We start from the raw sequence: 17,256 nt of genomic DNA on the forward strand, positions 1-17,256 counted from the left end.
TGCTACGTGGTACTAAGCGTGACGAAGTACAACGTGGTCAAGTACTGGCTCAGCCAGGTACCATCACTCCTCACACCAAGTTTGAGTCTGAAGTATACGTACTGTCTAAAGATGAAGGCGGTCGTCACACTCCATTCTTCAAAGGCTACCGTCCACAGTTCTACTTCCGTACAACTGACGTAACTGGTTCAGTAGAGCTGCCAGAAGGCGTAGAAATGGTAATGCCTGGTGATAACCTGAAGTTCGTTGTTGAGCTGATTTGCCCAATCGCAATGGACGAAGGTCTACGTTTCGCTATCCGTGAAGGTGGCCGTACCGTAGGTGCAGGTGTTGTATCTAAGATCATCGACTAATTAGTCGATTCTTAGGAACGCATTAGAAAAGGCGAGCTTCGGCTCGCCTTTTTGTGTTTATGGGCATCGGGTCTTGTGCACGCTGCGCTGACCTGATGCCTAAACGATTGCGTGCCTTAGCCTGAATCTCGAACGGTAATCGATCGAGAGGTCACCACACCTGCAGGGCTTGTCACTTCAACTATCAAAGAGCCCTCGGAACGGTTGTTAGGAGAGGTTTCCCTGACCACTGTTACCCCAAAGGTGTCGCAGAGCCGTGTACCGTCGGCAATGTTAAAACTCGTCGTGCCAGATAGCTCGCCATTATCTGTCGAGAGCGACACACTGGTTCCCGCTGGCATCTGATTACCGTTTAAATCCTGCACAGTGATAACAAGAGACTCGGAAGCATTGGTTATAAGGTCAACCTCGCTCTTAGCGGCAGTATTAGATGAATCCGAGATCAAGATATTTGCCGCCGAGGTCGCCATCACTATCACCACTGAATCGCGTATCTCTACAAAATCGCGGGTACAGATACCTGCGGTTTCTGAGTCAGGCGTGCAAGAGAGGCCGTTGTAGAGTTCGGTGACGCTTGCAGCGGGTATGCTCGAGTTGTTTACTCCAGTGGCACTGTCGTACTCGTTATTGTTGTTGAAGTCTCGAAAGTCTTCAGTCACGTTGTCGTCATCGTGATTGAAAATACCGCTGCTATTGAAGCTCCCATTCTCATCTGCGTCTACCCAGGCTTCTGGGAGAGCAGTATAGGTTTCGCCACTATCAAACACGCGGTTTCCGTTGGCATCTGAGAAGGTTTCTTGCCCCAGCGTCGTGGCGAGTATCGTGGCCCGTCCAACCCCGTAGACATTGGTTCCTTGGGTGTTTGCTACATCAACAGGAATGTAACCCGGCGCACCACAGCTACCACTTGCAAAGCTACGTACATGACCTTTAGGGCGAGGGTTTTGGCTTACCCAGGACACGGTACAACTGCTGTTGGTTGTCTCTCCTGAAGTCAGGCAGTTAGCCGTTACTTGACCACCTTCTGCGGTAAACACCACGGAAGTGTTATCGGGAACCGGGTTGTTATTCTCATCACTGACTCGCAGGATCAGCTCACTGGTTACTCCGTCGACGTTCCATGCTTCAACAGCAAGGGTCTCTGCGGATAACGACATGGTCTCTTGCGTTGGAATACCAGTGCGAATAGCCAATGAGTTAGAGGTGGCTGAAACTTGTTTATTGTCTTCATCGGTGAAACTTGCCGTTACCACCACCGTACCCGACATACGCCCACTGGTTACCCGTGTGACCACCTCGCCATCAGCATTCGATTGAGCGCTCATTGGGCTAATCGATACGCCATGTAAGCTGGAGTCTAGGGCGAACTCAACGACTTGACCGGACTTGGGTTGGTCGAGAGCGTTCAGCACTCTAAAGCGCACAACGGAAATGGTGCTACCCACCGACTCGGACAGGTAGATAGTTTCGGGGGTAGCCGATACAAAATCGATGCTGTTGGCATTGGTTTCGGCAATATTGATGGTGGCTTGTTGCGGAGATATAACGCTGACGGCTGGGGTTGCAGTAATGGTATCGGCCCCAGAGCAACCTTGTGCTTCATAGATGGCAGTTGCTACGCCATTTACGCTAGTTACCGTCTCGCTTAGGTTGGCTAGCGAACTGGTGGCACAACCGGAACTAAAACTGATATCCACAGGCGTGGTGTAGAGGTCGCCGTTACCATCAGTAATAGTAGCCGTGAAGCTAGTAGTCGCGTCTGCCGATAGAGTCTCTGACTCATCGATGCCAGCGACCAAGGTCATGGAAAGATTGGGTTGACCAACTTGATAACCGATGGAAGAAGACGCGCCTAAGTTGTCGTTTGTTGCAGAAAGGGTATCTGCACCTGTTGTTTCTAGTTGCGCAAACAGGGTTGCGATGGCTTGTCCGCTAGAGTCGGTAAGAATCGCTTCAGCGCTTAAGTTGACGTTGGTTGTGGCCAGGCTGATCACTTGGTTCGCAGCTGCATTGCCATCGGCATCTTTGAGCTGGGCGACAACAGTTGCGGGAGATTCTATGGATAGGCTACTAGTTGTTGCGCAGCCATTGGGAATATCGCTGATGCCATTACAGTCGTAGAGGGTTAAGGAAAGCGCTGCGGTGCCTGTGCCATCGCCGTCGCCATCACCATCTCCGCCCCCGCTATCGCCACCAAGGTTAAAATCGTCCCCACCACCACAGGCAAATAGAAAAGAGCAAAGTAACACTAAGCATCCACGCTTAAACCACGTCATCAGATTTCCTCCTGAATGTCGGAACTACCCTGTCCCGACTTGTCCTTGTAGTTTTATAAAACACACCAGCGCCTATTTTGCGGAACAAATTCCAGTAAATAACAGAGAGTTGGGATGTAGTTTGAGTTCGAGGGGAGGGTTTAATTGAGATCAAACTAATCATCCGCAACAGTGGTTATTTGCTGGAGCTACGGCGCGCATCGCACTACTATGAGCGTGCTTGTATGGAGGGGTTATGAATTTACGCGATTTAGAATATTTACTGGCGCTGCAGGAAGTGAAGCACTTTCGCAAGGCCGCTGAAAAGTGCTTTGTTAGCCAGCCAACCTTGAGTGGACAGATCTCCAAGCTCGAAGAAGAGCTCGGTCTACTGCTGATCGAACGAACCTCCCGTAAGGTTATCTTCACCCATGCTGGCGATGAGCTGGCTGCGCAGGCGCGCAAAATCCTGATGGAAGTCAAAGCCATGAAGGACATGGCCAAGAGCTTTCAGGCGCCAATGGCCGGCCCACTGCATATGGGCTTAATCCCTACCGTTGCGCCTTACTTGCTACCGCGCATCGTGCCGCATATTCGCGAGACCTTTAAAGATATGGAGCTGTTCCTCTATGAAGAGCAGACCCATGTATTGCTGCAGCGCTTAGATGAAGGCGAGATTGACTGTCTGGTATTGGCCTACCTGCCTGAGATGGAGCGCTTCGGCTCCATCGACCTTTACCACGAATCGCTGATGTTGGCGCTTCCGCCACAGCACCCTTGGAATGCGCGCGAGGAAGTCGAACTGGGTGCGCTTAAGGGCGAACAACTGTTGATGCTGGAAGACGGACACTGTCTGCGCGACCAAGCCATGGACTACTGCTTTAACGCCGGCGCCTCAGAGGACACCAGCTTTAAGGCGACCAGCCTTGAGACCTTGCGCCATATGGTGGCGGCCGGTATGGGGATGACCTTGTTGCCAGAGTTGGCGGTGCCTTCGACAAAACAGTCTGAAGGTGTGGTGTATCGGCCATTCTGCCCTGAGCAGCCAACCCGCCTTATTAGTATGGTGTACCGTCAGAACTCGGTGCGTCGCCCCTGCTTTAACGAACTCGCTGCCCTCATTCAAAAGCACTGGAGCGAGGCTTAATTAACTAAAAAGGCCCCTGTAGTGATACAGGGGCCTTTTGCTATCAGTATCCGCTTGTTCTCGGCAATCTAGAACAGCTCGTCATCCTCAGAATCAAACACCGAGCCTGACTGCTGTCGGCTGTAGCGTTTTGGCTCCGAGCCCTGCTCAAAGTACTCAAAGCGGGTGGTGTGATCGCTCTTGTTGGTTAGCAAACCGCTGCTACGGTCGATGCGCACCGTAGACACCCCTTCTGGCACTCTAAACGGCTTGTTGTCCACGCCATCCAGTGCCACCTGCATGTAATCAATCCAGGCTGGTTGGGCGGTACGCGCACCGAACTCTGAACCCGTCACTTGGTTTCGGCCCAAGTTGTTGTTGTAACTCGCTTGGCCTAGGGTGCGGTTAAAGTCATCGAAGCCAATCCATGAGGTGACGACCAAGTCCTGGCTGTAACCTGAGAACCACGCATCTTTGGCATCGTTGGTGGTACCGGTTTTACCGGCGATATCACGACGCTTAAGCTGCTGTGCGGCGCGCCAGCCAGTGCCATTCCAGCCGGTTTTATGCGACCAGTTTCCGCCGCCCCAGATCGCACTGTTGAGTGCTTGGGTGACCAAGAAGGCATTTTGCTCGGAGATAACTCGCGGTGCCAAGTTGTAGTGTGGCGCTTGTTCACAATCGCTTTGTTCGGGCTCTTCACATAGCGCTGCAGCTAGCTCACCCGCGACTTGGCGATGCTGCTCAAAGGCCGCCAACTCTTCCTCACACTCGCTACAGGCTAGTTGAGGCTCGGCTTGGTAGATGACCTCGCCCATGCTGTCTTCGACCCGTTCGATAAAGTAGGGGCTGACCAGATAGCCGCCATTGGCGAACGAGCCATAGGCGCTGGCCACTTGCATCGGAGTCAGTGAGGCCGAGCCAAGCGACAAGGTCTCGTTACGCGGCAGCTCATCGGCTGGGAAGCCGAACTTCGCTAGGTGATCAATCACCTGCGGTACACCGAGTTGGCGGATCAAGCGCACCGATACCACGTTCTTGGATTGTGCCAAGGCAACGCGTAGTCGCATCGGGCCATCGTAGACCTCGGGCGAGTTGCGCGGACGCCATGCCACGCCCATCGCCTGATCCCAGCGATTAATCGGCGCATCGTTGACCAGTGAGGCTAGGGTCATGCCCCGCTCAAAGGCGGCGGAGTAAAGGAACGGCTTGATGTTCGAGCCCACCTGACGGCTGGCTTGGGTTACCCGGTTAAACTTGCTCTGGTTGAAGCTAAAGCCGCCAACCAGTGCGCGCACTGCGCCATCATTGGGTGACAGGGCCACCAGTGCCGCGCCGGCATCGGGCAGTTGGCTTAATCGGTAGGCCAGAGCAACTTCAGTTTGCGCCTCAACGGCGTCTGCTTCCTCAGCCATACCTTCTTGGGCAAGGGCTTCGCCTTCGGTCTCGACGGGCTCCTCTGCGTTTACCGGCAAGGCCTCAACCCAGATTACATCGCCGCTGGCCAATATCTCCGAAGGCGACTTAGGTGCTGGCCCCTGGCGGCTATCGGTAATAAAGCGGCGCGCCCATTTCATGCCATCCCAGTCTATGGTGCCAGACTTGCCACCCTTAACCAGAATACTGGCGTCGGTTTCACCAACCTCTAATACCACGGCCGCGCGCAGTGGTCCGTAGTTCGGGTAGCTACGTAGGCGCTCAATCAATGCTTCAGTAGACTCGGCCTCTTGGCCGTCTTCCCAAAGCTTGGCGATGGCGCCGCGGTAGCCATGACGGTGGTCATAGGCTAGCAGGTTATCGCGCAGAGCTTGCTCGGCGGCCTGTTGATGCTTGGCATTGATGGTGGTGTATACATCCATCCCGCTGGAGTAGGCCTCTTCACCGAAGCGTTCAAGCATCTCCTGACGAACCATCTCAGCGAGGTAGGGGGCGGGCAGGGTGATCTCGGCGCCGTGATAGGTGGCGGTGATCTCTGCATTATTGGCTTCATCAAACTCGGCTTGGGTGATGTAACCTGTGGTCAGCATACGCCCCAGTACCACTCTGCGACGCTCGCGGGCGCGCTCAGGTGAGCGGATCGGGTTCAGCGCAGAAGGCGCTTGTGGCAGGCCTGCGATCACGGCAATCTGCGCCAGTGTTAGCTCTTCAACGTCTTTACCATAGTAAACTTGAGCGGCAGCGCCGACACCGAACGAGCGGTAACCCAGTGGGATCTTGTTTAAGTAGAGCGCCAGGATCTCGTCTTTGCTGAGTTCCCGCTCGATTTTGATGGCTAGGAAGATCTCTTTAATCTTCCGGATATAGGTCTTCTCCCGGGTCAGGAAGAAGTTTCGCGCCACCTGTTGGGTGATGGTACTCGCGCCCTGGCTCTTCTCTCCCGTCACCGCTAAGTTGACCGCCGCACGGGTGATGCCGATGGGGTCAATACCGGGGTGCTGGTAGAAACGATTGTCTTCGGTGGCCAGTACCGCTTGGATCATCTGCTCTGGCACATCGTCTAGCGCTAGTGGGATCCGGCGTTGCTCGCCAAATTGTGAGATGAGTTCACCATCGGCGCTGAACACCCGCATCGGGGTTTGTAGCTGCACGTCTCTTAAGGTGCTGACATCGGGGAGTTGTGGGGCAAAGTAGAAGTACAAGCCCAGTACTCCGGCAATGCCGCAAAAAAGCCCAAAAACGCCTAGCGCCAGCAATCGTTTAAGCCATTTCATTGAAAATCGTTGTACTCCATTCGGTTAGGCGCCGATTATATCGTCAATCTGTGAAGCGTTTCGACAACTTTCAGATATCTGTTAGCGAGGATGGGTTTTAGGTTCTATGTTCATTAGTACTGTAAGTCGTTAATTTTAATCACTGTTGGCGAAAATTCATGCTAATTAAAGGAAGAAATAGCACGCCAGCGTTGTTTGGTATTGATTTCGGCAGTTCGACTATCAAAGGAATGTTGCTCACCAAACAGGGCGAAGGCTACAGTGTGGAAGCGATTGCGTCTGAGGCGATGCCCGAAGGCGCTTGGGTCGATCATCAAATTGGCGCCCCTGACGATATCGTAGCTGCGCTGGAACGCCTGCGGGGCAAGTTGCCGGGAAAGATCCGCCGTGTAGCTACGGCGGTCTCCGGTAATCAGGTGATTACCAAAGTCATCCAGTTAGATAACGGCCTTTCTGAACTTGAGCTAGAGAGCCAAGTAGAGCTGGAAGCTGAAAAAAATATTCCGTTCCCCATCGATGAAATCAGCCTCGACTTCGAAGTGCTGGGCGAGAACCCCAACGATTCACGGCGCGATGATGTGCTGCTAAGTGCTGCTCGCTCCGAGATGGTCAACACTTTGGCCGAAGTGCTCTCTGAGGCGCATTTTCAAGCCCAAGTGGTGGACGTGCAAAGCCATGCGCTCGGACGCGCCTGGCAGTTCCAGCTCAGCTATCAACAAGACCCCTTGGCCCAAGAAGGCGTCGTCGCACTGATCGACATTGGCGAGCGCACCATGAACTTTGCGGTGCTCACCAAAGGCGAGGTGATCTACAACCGCGAGCAGAATTTCGGTGGCGAGCAGTTCGCGCTGCAAGCCGCCCCCCTTGCCCAGATGAAACCTGACGAAGCCAACCAAGCCTGGCAAACCCTAACCTTATCTGAAGAAGTGCTGCAAATGGCCTATCCGCAGTATGTGCAATCCTTGGCCCAGCAGATAAAGCGCCAGCTGTCGCTGTTTATCTCCTCCAGCGGCTATAAAAATGTCGATGCGATTGCGATTAGCGGTGGGGTCAGCTTGGATGGCGAAATCGTCACCCAGCTTAAAGGTGAGCTGGACTTGCCCTTGATTGTCGCCTGCCCATTTGAGTGCATGCCCTTATCGGCCTCGATTCAGGGGCGCAACATGTACCTCGAAGAGGGGGCCAAATACATGACCGCGTTGGGGCTGGCCTTGAGGAGCTTTGATCATGTCTAAGATCAACTTGCTCCCATGGCGCGAGGAGCGCAAGGCCAAGCGCAAGCAGCAGTTCTGGCTCAGTTTTGGCTTGAGTGTCATGTTAACCGTTGTCGCCCTAGCCGGGGTGCAGTTTTATATCAATGGCTTGCAGAAGGCGCAGAGCGCTCGCAATCAGTATCTTGATACCCAAATCGTGATTCTGGATGCGCAAATCGGCGAAATCCGCGCCATCAAGGCGCGCAAGCAGGCCTTGGAAGAGCGAATTGCTCTGATTGAACGACTGCAACTACGCCGTAATCTGCCTACTAAGATGTTTAATCAGCTGCCGCTTATCACCCCGGAAGGGGTCTACCTCGATGAGCTTAGCTACGCAGGCCTTAACTTGGCGCTAGATGGGATGAGTGAGGCCAATTACCGGGTCGCCAGTTTTATGCGCAACATCGAGCAGCGCAGCTGGTTGGCGGTGCCGCAGATCTCATCGATTGTGGCGCAAGAGAGTGAAGACGAGCGGCTTAATCTGAGCCGCTTTCATATCGATGTCACCATCGAGCTGGTTCAACCCGACAAGGAGAGTGAAGATGGATCTTCAGCAGCTCAATGAGTTGGACTTTGAGAACATCGAGTCTTGGCCCAAGGTTGCCAAGGGGATCTTTGTGTTGGTGGTGTGTATCGGCCTGGCCGTGGTGTATTACTACTTTCAACTATCCGACGAGCGAAAGCAGCTCGAGAGCCTACAAGCCCGAGAACTGGAACTACGCTCCTCATTTGAAGCCAAGGCGGCGGTTGCTAGCTATCTGCCGGTCTACAAAAAGCAGGTAGAGAAGATGGAGGAGGCCTTCGACACCTTGCTCAGACAGTTGCCGGAGCAACATGAGATCCCTGGCCTTATCGATGAGCTGAGCTTTGTGGGTATCGATAATGGCCTAGAGTTTAAGCAGCTGACCTGGCTGGAAGAGCAAGAGCAGGACTTCTCCATCGAACTGCCCATCGCCATCGAAGTCACCGGCGGCTATCACCAGCTGGGTGAGTTTGTCAGTGCAGTCGCGGCGCTGCCGCGGATTGTGATTCTCGACCAGTTCTCCATCAAGCAACTCACTGCCGATGACCGCTTGCAGATGAGTCTGCTGGTGAAAACCTACCGCTATAAAGAAACACCGCCAGAGGAGCAGCCATGAAGTATCTGGTCGGTTTAGTTCTCGCTTTTGGCTTAGTGGCCTGCCAGCCCACTCAAGACAACCTTGAGCTGTATGTGGCAGAAGTAAAAGCACGTAAATACCCGCTCGAAGAAGACATTCCCGAGATTGTTCATTTCGAGCATCTCAGCTACCAGAGCAGCGAGCTGCGCTCACCGTTTTTACTGCCCAAGCCAGAGGTTGAGATTGCTCCCGCTGAAGAGTTGGTGGTCGATTGTGACTTTCAGCCCGATTGGCAGCGAGCCAAGGGGCCATTAGAGCTGGTGTCTTTATCGAGTATGTCGATGCGCGGCGTGGTGTGGCAGGACAGCACGCCATGGGCGCTGGTTGAGGCGGGCTCTCAGGTGCACCGTTTAAAAGTCGGTGACTACTTGGGCTTACATCGGGGGCAGATCACCAGCATCGAGCCCTCTGCAATAAACATCACAGAAGAAGTAGAAGACGGTAAAGGATGTTGGAGCAAGCGACTCACCCAACTCGCGCTTGACCAGTCTTAATTTAGGGATAAAACAGGCATGAATGGAATGATGCTTAAGAAGTGGTGGAATCGTGTGCTTGGACTGAGCCTGGTAATGGCCATGGTCTCTTCAGTGCAAGCTGCGCAGCTTACCGAGGTTAAAACACAGTCCTTGGCCAATGGCGTGATCGAACTGCTGTTTCAGTTTGATGGCCAAGTGACTGGCGTGAGCGACCAGCTGGCCTATGCGCCGAACCAGATTGTTCTAAGCATTCCCGAGGCGCGCTCAGCGCTCTCGCTCAATCCGGTCCCCTTAAACTTCGATGGTCTGCAGCAGCTGACGACTGAGCGCAAGGCGGGGCTACTGAGCGTAGAGATTGGCTTAGATAAACTGATGCCCTATCAGCTTAAAAATGAAGGCGATGCCCTGCGCCTATTGGTTGGCGCGCCTCCGCAGGCCGATTTTACCTCGCGCTCCACAGAGCAAATCAACCAAGTGGTGGGGCTGGATTTCCGCCGCGGCAAGCAAGGCTCAGGGCAGTTGATGATCTCGCTGAATAACCGCGCCATCGCCGCCGATATTGAGCGGCGCGATCAAAGCCTGACCATCAACCTGTTTAATACCGGTGTGAGTAGTGAGCTGCTGTACATCATGGATGTGGTCGACTTCGCCACGCCGGTCCAGCAGGTAGAGGTGTTTGAAGAGCCCGGTAAGGTGATGCTGGTGATGAATGTCGACGGCGAGTTCGACTATCGCTACGACCAAAGTGAGTCGCTGTTGATGGTGGAAGTAAAGGCGGTTGAAGAGAAGGTCAGCGAACAGCAGCAGGTCTACCAAGGCAAACCGATTTCGCTCAACTTCCAAGACATCCCAGTGCGCACTGTGCTGCAGCTTATCGCCGATTTCAATCAGTTCAACCTGGTCACCACCGACACGGTGAGCGGCAACATTACCCTGCGTATGGACAATGTGCCGTGGGAGCAGGCGCTGGATATCATCCTCAAAGTTAAAGGGCTGGATAAGCGACTGGAGAACAACGTACTGTTAGTGGCCCCGGCCGCCGAGCTAGCCGAACAAGAACGCCAGCAACTCGAGAGCGCCCAACAGGTGGCTGAGCTGGCGCCGCTTTACTCCGAGTACATGCAGATTAACTATGCCAAAGCCGTGGAGCTGGCCAACCTGCTGCAAGGCGATCAGGTCTCTTTGCTTTCCGAGCGTGGTTCGGTGGCGGTGGATGAGCGGACCAATACCTTGCTGGTAAAAGATACCGAGCAGTCATTGGCCAGCATCAAGCAGATGTTAGACAAGCTGGATGTGCCGGTTAAACAGGTGGTAATCGAAGCGCGTATGGTTACCGTCGCCGACGATGTAAACGAAGAGTTGGGCATCCGCTGGGGCGTCACCAATAATGCCGACTTGGGCAACTCCACCGGGATTACCTCCGGTACCCTTGAGGGGGCCAACAACATCCTATCGGATGTGGTGAACGGCACCACCACCAGTTTGGAGAACATTGACGATCGTCTGAACGTTAATCTGCCGGTGCAAAACCCGGCCGGTACCTTGGCCTTTCAAGTGGCGCAATTTGCTAACGGTCAGATCCTCGACTTGGAGCTGTCGGCTCTTGAGCAAGAAAACAAAGGGGAGGTGATCGCCAGCCCGCGTATTACCACCGCCAACCAAAAGCCCGCTTATATTGAGCAAGGTCGTGAAATCCCCTACGTGGAGGCCTCCTCAAGCGGTGCGACTTCGGTCACCTTCAAAAAAGCGGTGTTAGGACTGAAGGTAACCCCGCAGATCACCCCCGATGGTAACGTGATCCTGGACTTGGTGATTACCCAGAACAGCGAGGGCGATGCCGTGCAAACCCCCACCGGTTTGGCCGTAGCCATCGATACTCAAGAGATTGCCACCCAAGTGTTGGTAAAAAATGGCGAGACCATCGTGCTGGGTGGCATCTACCAACAAGAGTCGGTGGATCGGGTCACTAAGGTTCCAGTATTGGGCGACATCCCCGGTTTCGGCTTTCTGTTCCGTAACACCGTGGCTAGCGTAAGTAAGCGGGAACTACTGATCTTCGTAACACCGCGAATTCTGGTCGACGCGCTTTAGACGATAAACAGCGGGTTTGAGCGAGGGCGTTAAGCCCTTTGCCCAAGCCAATCTTCACGCCGTTTTTGGGGCGTTATTAGCGGTTGCATAACAACCCCTCAAGCTGAGATAATCCCCGCCCTGATCTTTTTACTAAGGTTGGTTAACGGCACTCCGCAAGGCGGAGTTAAACAGACAAAGACAGTAAATTGAATAAACATGGCTGAGAAACGAAATATCTTCCTTGTCGGACCAATGGGTGCTGGAAAGAGCACTATCGGTCGTCATCTTGCACAACAACTACACATGCAGTTCTATGATACCGACCACGAAATTGAGCGTCGCACTGGTGCTGATATCGCTTGGGTTTTCGATGTAGAAGGTGAAGATGGCTTCCGCGTACGTGAAGAGGGTGTGATTGATGATCTGACCCAACTCCAAGGTATTGTATTGGCAACCGGCGGCGGCTCGGTAATAAGCAAAGAAAGCCGTAACCGCTTGTCTGCGCGCGGTATCGTTGTTTATCTGGAGACGACTATCGACAAGCAGTTTGCCCGTACCCAGCGCGACAAACGTCGTCCGCTGCTGCAAAACGACGAGCCAAGAGATGTACTGGAGTCACTGGCTTCAGAGCGCAACCCGCTGTACACCGAGGTTGCTGACTACACCGTTCAAACCGATGACCAAAGCGCTAAATCTGTAGCCAATCAAATTATCGAAAAACTAGGATTCTAAGACCACGATGGAACGTCTTACCGTTGCTCTAGGAGAGCGCAGCTATCCCATCTCGATCGGGCAGGGCTTATTAGTCCAGCCCGATTTGTTTCTAGGGGCCATTGCCAGCAAAAAGGTAATGGTGGTAACCAATGAGACCATTGCGCCACTCTATTTAGAGCAGCTTAAGGCGAGCCTGGAAGGTTTGGTCGTCGACACAGTGATACTGCCCGACGGCGAGCAACACAAGAATCTGGAAGTACTGAATCAGATCTTCAGCGCCTTACTCGAGCAGCTGCATAGCCGCGATACCACCATTGTGGCATTAGGTGGCGGTGTTATCGGCGATATGGCCGGTTTTGCCGCGTCTTGCTATCAGCGCGGCGTACCGTTCATTCAGGTGCCCACCACGCTGCTCTCGCAGGTAGACTCATCGGTAGGCGGTAAAACCGCGGTTAACCACCCGATGGGCAAGAACATGATCGGGGCCTTCTACCAGCCCAAGTCGGTGGTAATTGATATCGATTGCCTGAAGACCTTGCCAGAGCGCGAGCTAAGCGCGGGTCTGGCCGAGGTGATCAAGTACGGTATTATCTATGATTTTGCTTTTTTCGAGTGGTTGGAAGCCAATCTCGATGCGCTGCTGGCGCTAGAGCCTGAAGCGATGAGCTATGCGATTGCTCGCTGCTGCGAAATCAAAGCCGAAGTGGTCAAGCAGGATGAGCGCGAGAGCGGCATCCGTGCATTGCTGAATCTGGGCCATACCTTTGGCCACGCCATCGAGGCTGAGCAAGGCTACGGCCAGTGGCTGCACGGTGAAGCGGTCGGAGCGGGTATGGTGATGGCGGCCCATTGTGCTGAGCTGCTGGGGCTGGTTGATCAGGCGCAAGTGGCGCGCATGACGGCCTTGATCGAGCGCGCCAAGCTACCGGTGAGCCCACCGAGCGAAATGGGCGTTGAACAGTTTTTACCGCATATGTTGCGCGACAAGAAAGTCCTCAACGGGGTACTGCGATTGGTGTTGCCTACGTCAATAGGTAGCGCGAAAGTGGTTGATACAGCTAAGGAAAGTGATATAAAAGCAGTCATCGAACGAGTCCGATAAGAGTAGAACATGGTTAAACAACAGCAAGCTGCGATCTATGCACCCTTGCAGAGTCAGATCCAGCTATGCGAGCGCATTATTACCCAGGTTCGCTTCAGCTCTAGAATGATTACCGTCCGCGGTGACGCGGGTGGAGGCAAGTCCGCCGTTGCGGGCTTGCTGCTGGAACAAAGCGCCTTTGCTAATCAAGCCTTACTGACCTTAAAAGCCGCAACTGACGACAGCGAAGTCCGTCAGACCCTGCTGCAACAGCTGCTCCATGAGCCGCTGTTTAACCCTGCCGATCCCTTGCTAGACAGCTTCCAGCGTAACCTGGAGCAGGCTGAGTCAGGGATTCTGGTGATCATCGATAATGCCGAACATCTATCCGCCAAGCTGCTGCAAGAGTTGGTCGCGTTGATGCAAGCCTTTGCCAAGCATCAGCCCCATCCGCTGTCAGTGGTCTTGCTCCACAGCGAAGCACTCAGTGATGTGAGCGCCTTGGCGGGTGCCCACCCGCTGCAGATGGATGTGGCCGCGCTGAGCTTTCGCGAGTCGATGTTGCTTGCGACCACGCTGTTTCGCCGCGCCAGTTATCAAGCCAAGGTGGAGAACCGCGAGGCTATCGAGCAGCATATCGATGGGGCGAAAGGTAACCCAAGGCAGATTTACCAATTTGTGGATGAGATAGTTAACGGAGAGCTACCCATGAGTGATGCCCCAAGTAACAATCGCAGCAAGATTTCCTTCGTTCTCGCACTAATTCTGATCGCCGCGGTGGCTGGCCTGCTGGTTCAGGTGCTCTCGGAGTCGGGTAGCGATAACGATGAGCAGGAAGCGCGCATCGAAGTACCGCTGTTGGAAGAGCATCAAACAGAGCTGCTCGCTGAGCCTGCCGATGCCGTGAGCGCCACTAATCCGCGTCGCCTGCCGGGCTCGGCTGAAAGCGATGATGTCGAGTTGCCCGAGTTGGTGAGCGGTAATGGCGTTGAGCTAGGCTCAAGCAGTGACAAAGATGAGCTACGGGTTATCGTGGAAGACGAAGTAGTCAATCGCTTGCTAGCAGAGCAGAGCCAGCCCGCTAGCGAACAGCCAGTGGTAGAGCTTGAATCTGAGCTGTCGGTTGATGAGCCTGCAGAGGCTGAATCATCGGATCCCATCCCTGCGCAGTTACCTGAAACCGAGCAAGCCGAGGCGGCTATCGAAGAAGCCGCCGAAGAGGATGTCGCCATCAAAGTGACTGACGTCAAAGCGATGCTGCTGGAGCTACCCGAGAGCAACTACACGCTACAGTTGATGGCGCTCAAGAGTCGCCAAACGGCCGAGAGCTTTGTATCGTCACGTCAGTGGCAAGAGCCAGTATGGGTATACCGTTCGGAGACCACGCCAAACGCCCCCTACCGAATTATCTACGGTAATTTTGATAAACGCAGTGACGCGACCAGTGCCCGTAGCCGCCTGAAAGAACAGGGCCTTGATTCGCTGCTCAAGCAGTTTAAGCAAGTCCAGTTCGAGATAAATAACTAACTTGCATGAAGAAAACCCGCGCTTTTCTCAAATGGGCTGGCGGTAAGTATGGCCTGGTAGAAGATATTCAAGCACAGCTCCCGAAAGGGGAGCTGTTGGTTGAGCCCTTTGTGGGCGCTGCATCGGTATTTATTAATACCGATTTTCCGCGTTACTACCTCACCGATATCAACGCGGATCTGATCAACCTGTATCAGATCCTGCAGCGTCAGCCCGGGCAGTTCATTGTCGATGCGCGTGACTACTTCTCTGCCGAGAACAATGACTCAGAGCGTTACTACCAGTTTCGAGAGCAGTTTAATGGCACCAGCGACCCTTACCTGCGCTCGCTACTGTTCTTGTACATGAACCGCCACGGCTACAACGGCTTGTGCCGTTACAACCGCAAGGGCGGCTTTAACGTGCCGTTTGGTTCTTACAAGCGCCCGTACTTCCCCGAGCATGAGATGTGGGTGTTTGCCGAAAAGGCCAAGCGCGCCACCTTCGAGTGCTGCTCCTACGTGGATACCTTTGCCAAGGTCAAGCAAGGTGATGTGGTGTACTGCGATCCCCCGTACGCGCCGCTTAGCCCTACCGCCAGTTTTACCAACTATGCCAGCAAGGGCTTTAACCGCGCCGATCAGGAAAAGCTCGGCGAGCTGGCCGGAGAGGCTCAGCGCCGCGGCGCCACGGTATTGATCAGCAACCATGATCTGGATTTTACCCGCGACATCTATCGCGGCAGTAAGCTCAAAGAGTTGAGTGTAAAGCGCACCATTAGCCGCAAGGGCCATCAGCGCCTGAAGGTGGGTGAGTTGCTAGCCTTGTACAAGGCGTAACTCGCTCGGCAGGCCAAAGCGCTAAGTCACCAGACTCACCACCCCGATTAGCAACAACACAAACAGCACAATCATCACCACGCCCAGCAGGATGATCTTGGGCAGGCTGCCGTACTGAAAATCGGTTTTACGCTGCTGTTCGGATTGCACCCCGAGCAGCGCCGCCAGCACGCTTCTTAAGGCCGAAGGAGGTTTCGCCGCCATCATCGCTTCCTTGTCATGATTCCTTGGTGATTCGGTTTGGCTCACGGCCATCGCTGAGTTAAAATTGCCCACCTTTGTGATCCACCCATTTAATTTGCTGGCGAAACCACTATGACCAAGCCTTACCTGATTGCTCCTTCTATTCTAGCCGCAGACTTTGCCCGTTTGGGTGAAGAGGTTGAAAACGTGCTGAATGCAGGCGCCGATGTTGTGCACTTTGACGTGATGGATAACCACTACGTGCCTAACCTAACGTTCGGCCCAATGGTATGTAAGGCGCTGCGTAACTACGGCGTGACTGCGCCCATCGACGTGCACCTGATGATTAAGCCGGTAGATGCTTTGGTACCTGAGTTTGCCAAGGCCGGTGCCAGCATGATCACCTTCCACGCGGAAGCCTCTGAGCATATCGACCGCACCATCCAGCTCATCAAAGAGCATGGCTGTCAGGCCGGCCTAGTGTTTAACCCAGCCACCCCGCTGCACTACCTTGACCACGTGATGGACAAGCTGGATTTGATCCTGCTGATGTCGGTCAACCCGGGCTTCGGTGGTCAGAAGTTCATCCCGTCTACTTTGGACAAACTACGCGAAGTGCGTCGCCGCATCGACGAGAGCGGCTATGACATCCGTCTGGAGATCGATGGCGGCGTTAGCGCCGATAACATCGCAGAGATTGCCGAAGCAGGTGCCGACATGTTTGTGGCGGGCTCGGCCATCTTCAGCAAGCCAGATTACAAGGCAGTAATCGATGACATGCGCCAAGCATTGGCCAAGGTTAAGTAGTTGGAGCCGAGAATGAAACACCTGCAGGATATCGAGCTGCTGATATTTGACCTGGACGGGACGCTGGTGGACAGCGCCCCCGATCTGGCCCTGTCGATTAACGCCATGCTGGAGCAGCTTGGCCGCGACACCTTCGATGAACAAACCATTCGTCACTGGGTGGGTAATGGCGCTGAAGTACTGATTAAACGCGCCCTCAGCGGTGCTAGCGAGATTGCACCGGGTATTAGCGACGAGCTCTACCTACAGGCGCGCGAGGCGTTTATGGCCTATTACACCGAGCACCTGTGTGTGGCCAGTAAGCTCTACCCCGGCGTGGCCGAAGCGCTTGAAGCGCTGCAGTCAGAATCTCGACCGATGGCGATTGTCACCAACAAGCCGGGATGCTTTACCCTGCCACTGCTCGAAGAGCTGGGGATTGCCCACTATTTTAGCCTGGTGTTGTCTGGCGACAGCCTGCCGAAGAAAAAGCCTGATCCGCTGCCGCTGCTGCACACCGCCGAGCACTTTTCGGTGGCGCCAGAGCGCATCCTGATGATTGGCGACTCAAAAAATGACATTCTTGCCGCAAAAGCGGCGGGCTGTCAGGCGTTGGGCTTGACCTATGGCTACAACTACGGTGAAGATATCGCCCTTAGCCAGCCAGAAGCAGTCAGCAGTGACTTACGCGAGCTGGCGCAGTGGCTGGAAGATGCCGCCGCTGTTGATCTCCAATAACG

The 17,256-nt window shown here is 54.2% G+C and carries 16 protein-coding genes; 13 read left to right on the plus strand and 3 right to left on the minus strand.

All coding sequences use genetic code 11. The features are described from left to right. Window positions 1-353 (plus strand): EF-Tu C-terminal domain-related protein (locus tag G462_RS23245; RefSeq protein WP_035478219.1); only part of this gene is annotated, 353 nt, incomplete at its 5' end. A gap of 116 nt (window positions 354-469) precedes the next feature. Here G462_RS23245 and G462_RS0117475 read toward each other — a convergent pair. Then, window positions 470-2,629 (minus strand): Ig-like domain-containing protein, encoded by a 2,160-nt coding sequence (locus tag G462_RS0117475; RefSeq protein ID WP_026960136.1) that lies wholly within the window; start codon window positions 2,627-2,629, stop codon window positions 470-472. A gap of 235 nt (window positions 2,630-2,864) precedes the next feature. Between G462_RS0117475 and oxyR the strand changes: the two genes are divergently transcribed. After that, window positions 2,865-3,755 carry a DNA-binding transcriptional regulator OxyR gene (oxyR, locus tag G462_RS0117480; RefSeq protein WP_026960137.1) on the plus strand — a complete coding sequence of 297 codons (891 nt, stop codon included), beginning with the start codon at window positions 2,865-2,867 and terminating at the stop codon, window positions 3,753-3,755. Window positions 3,756-3,823: 68 nt separating this feature from the next. Here oxyR and G462_RS0117485 read toward each other — a convergent pair whose 3' ends face one another. Continuing rightward, on the minus strand, window positions 3,824-6,445 hold the full coding sequence (locus G462_RS0117485) for a penicillin-binding protein 1A (RefSeq protein WP_026960138.1): 2,622 nt from the start codon (window positions 6,443-6,445) through the stop codon (window positions 3,824-3,826). A gap of 158 nt (window positions 6,446-6,603) precedes the next feature. Between G462_RS0117485 and pilM the strand changes: the two genes are divergently transcribed. The 9 genes from pilM (at window position 6,604) to G462_RS0117530 (ending at window position 15,547) form a co-directional block, all read left to right on the plus strand. After that, the gene (pilM, locus tag G462_RS0117490; protein ID WP_026960139.1) at window positions 6,604-7,680 is read left to right on the plus strand and encodes a type IV pilus assembly protein PilM; all 1,077 of its coding nucleotides are present in this window, start codon (window positions 6,604-6,606) and stop codon (window positions 7,678-7,680) included. Continuing rightward, complete coding sequence (locus G462_RS0117495) at window positions 7,673-8,263, plus strand: PilN domain-containing protein (RefSeq protein ID WP_026960140.1); 591 nt, start codon at window positions 7,673-7,675, stop codon at window positions 8,261-8,263. The genes pilM and G462_RS0117495 overlap by 8 nt, the downstream gene beginning before the upstream one ends. Continuing rightward, window positions 8,241-8,837 carry a type IV pilus inner membrane component PilO gene (locus tag G462_RS0117500; RefSeq protein WP_026960141.1) on the plus strand — a complete coding sequence of 199 codons (597 nt, stop codon included), beginning with the start codon at window positions 8,241-8,243 and terminating at the stop codon, window positions 8,835-8,837. Before G462_RS0117495 ends, G462_RS0117500 begins: the two co-directional genes overlap by 23 nt. Then, entirely contained in the window at window positions 8,834-9,352 is a 519-nt protein-coding gene (locus tag G462_RS0117505) for a pilus assembly protein PilP (protein ID WP_026960142.1), read from the plus strand. Before G462_RS0117500 ends, G462_RS0117505 begins: the two co-directional genes overlap by 4 nt. A gap of 18 nt (window positions 9,353-9,370) precedes the next feature. Further along, window positions 9,371-11,425: a type IV pilus secretin PilQ gene (locus G462_RS0117510; RefSeq protein WP_157378666.1), complete on the plus strand. Its 2,055-nt coding sequence runs from the start codon at window positions 9,371-9,373 to the stop codon at window positions 11,423-11,425. Window positions 11,426-11,623: 198 nt separating this feature from the next. Continuing rightward, entirely contained in the window at window positions 11,624-12,139 is a 516-nt protein-coding gene (aroK, locus tag G462_RS0117515) for a shikimate kinase AroK (protein ID WP_026960144.1), read from the plus strand. Window positions 12,140-12,146: 7 nt separating this feature from the next. After that, window positions 12,147-13,223, plus strand: a complete 1,077-nt coding sequence (gene aroB / locus G462_RS0117520; protein WP_026960145.1) for a 3-dehydroquinate synthase — start codon at window positions 12,147-12,149, stop codon at window positions 13,221-13,223. Between the two features lie 9 nt (window positions 13,224-13,232). Next, on the plus strand, window positions 13,233-14,729 hold the full coding sequence (locus G462_RS0117525) for an SPOR domain-containing protein (protein ID WP_026960146.1): 1,497 nt from the start codon (window positions 13,233-13,235) through the stop codon (window positions 14,727-14,729). Between the two features lie 5 nt (window positions 14,730-14,734). Next, the gene (locus G462_RS0117530; protein ID WP_026960147.1) at window positions 14,735-15,547 is read left to right on the plus strand and encodes a Dam family site-specific DNA-(adenine-N6)-methyltransferase; all 813 of its coding nucleotides are present in this window, start codon (window positions 14,735-14,737) and stop codon (window positions 15,545-15,547) included. Between the two features lie 21 nt (window positions 15,548-15,568). Here the strand turns inward: G462_RS0117530 and G462_RS0117535 are convergent, their stop codons facing one another. Then, window positions 15,569-15,751: a DUF2970 domain-containing protein gene (locus G462_RS0117535; protein ID WP_342664483.1), complete on the minus strand. Its 183-nt coding sequence runs from the start codon at window positions 15,749-15,751 to the stop codon at window positions 15,569-15,571. A 111-nt stretch (window positions 15,752-15,862) separates the two neighbouring features. Between G462_RS0117535 and rpe the strand changes: the two genes are divergently transcribed. Both rpe and G462_RS0117545 read left to right on the plus strand, forming a co-directional pair. Next, complete coding sequence (gene rpe / locus G462_RS0117540) at window positions 15,863-16,537, plus strand: ribulose-phosphate 3-epimerase (RefSeq protein WP_026960149.1); 675 nt, start codon at window positions 15,863-15,865, stop codon at window positions 16,535-16,537. Window positions 16,538-16,549: 12 nt separating this feature from the next. Then, entirely contained in the window at window positions 16,550-17,254 is a 705-nt protein-coding gene (locus G462_RS0117545; RefSeq protein ID WP_026960150.1) for a phosphoglycolate phosphatase, read from the plus strand. The last annotated feature ends 2 nt before the right edge of the window (window positions 17,255-17,256 follow it).

This window comes from Aliagarivorans taiwanensis DSM 22990 (assembly GCF_000429505.1).
GTDB classification, from domain to species: domain Bacteria; phylum Pseudomonadota; class Gammaproteobacteria; order Enterobacterales; family Celerinatantimonadaceae; genus Aliagarivorans; species Aliagarivorans taiwanensis.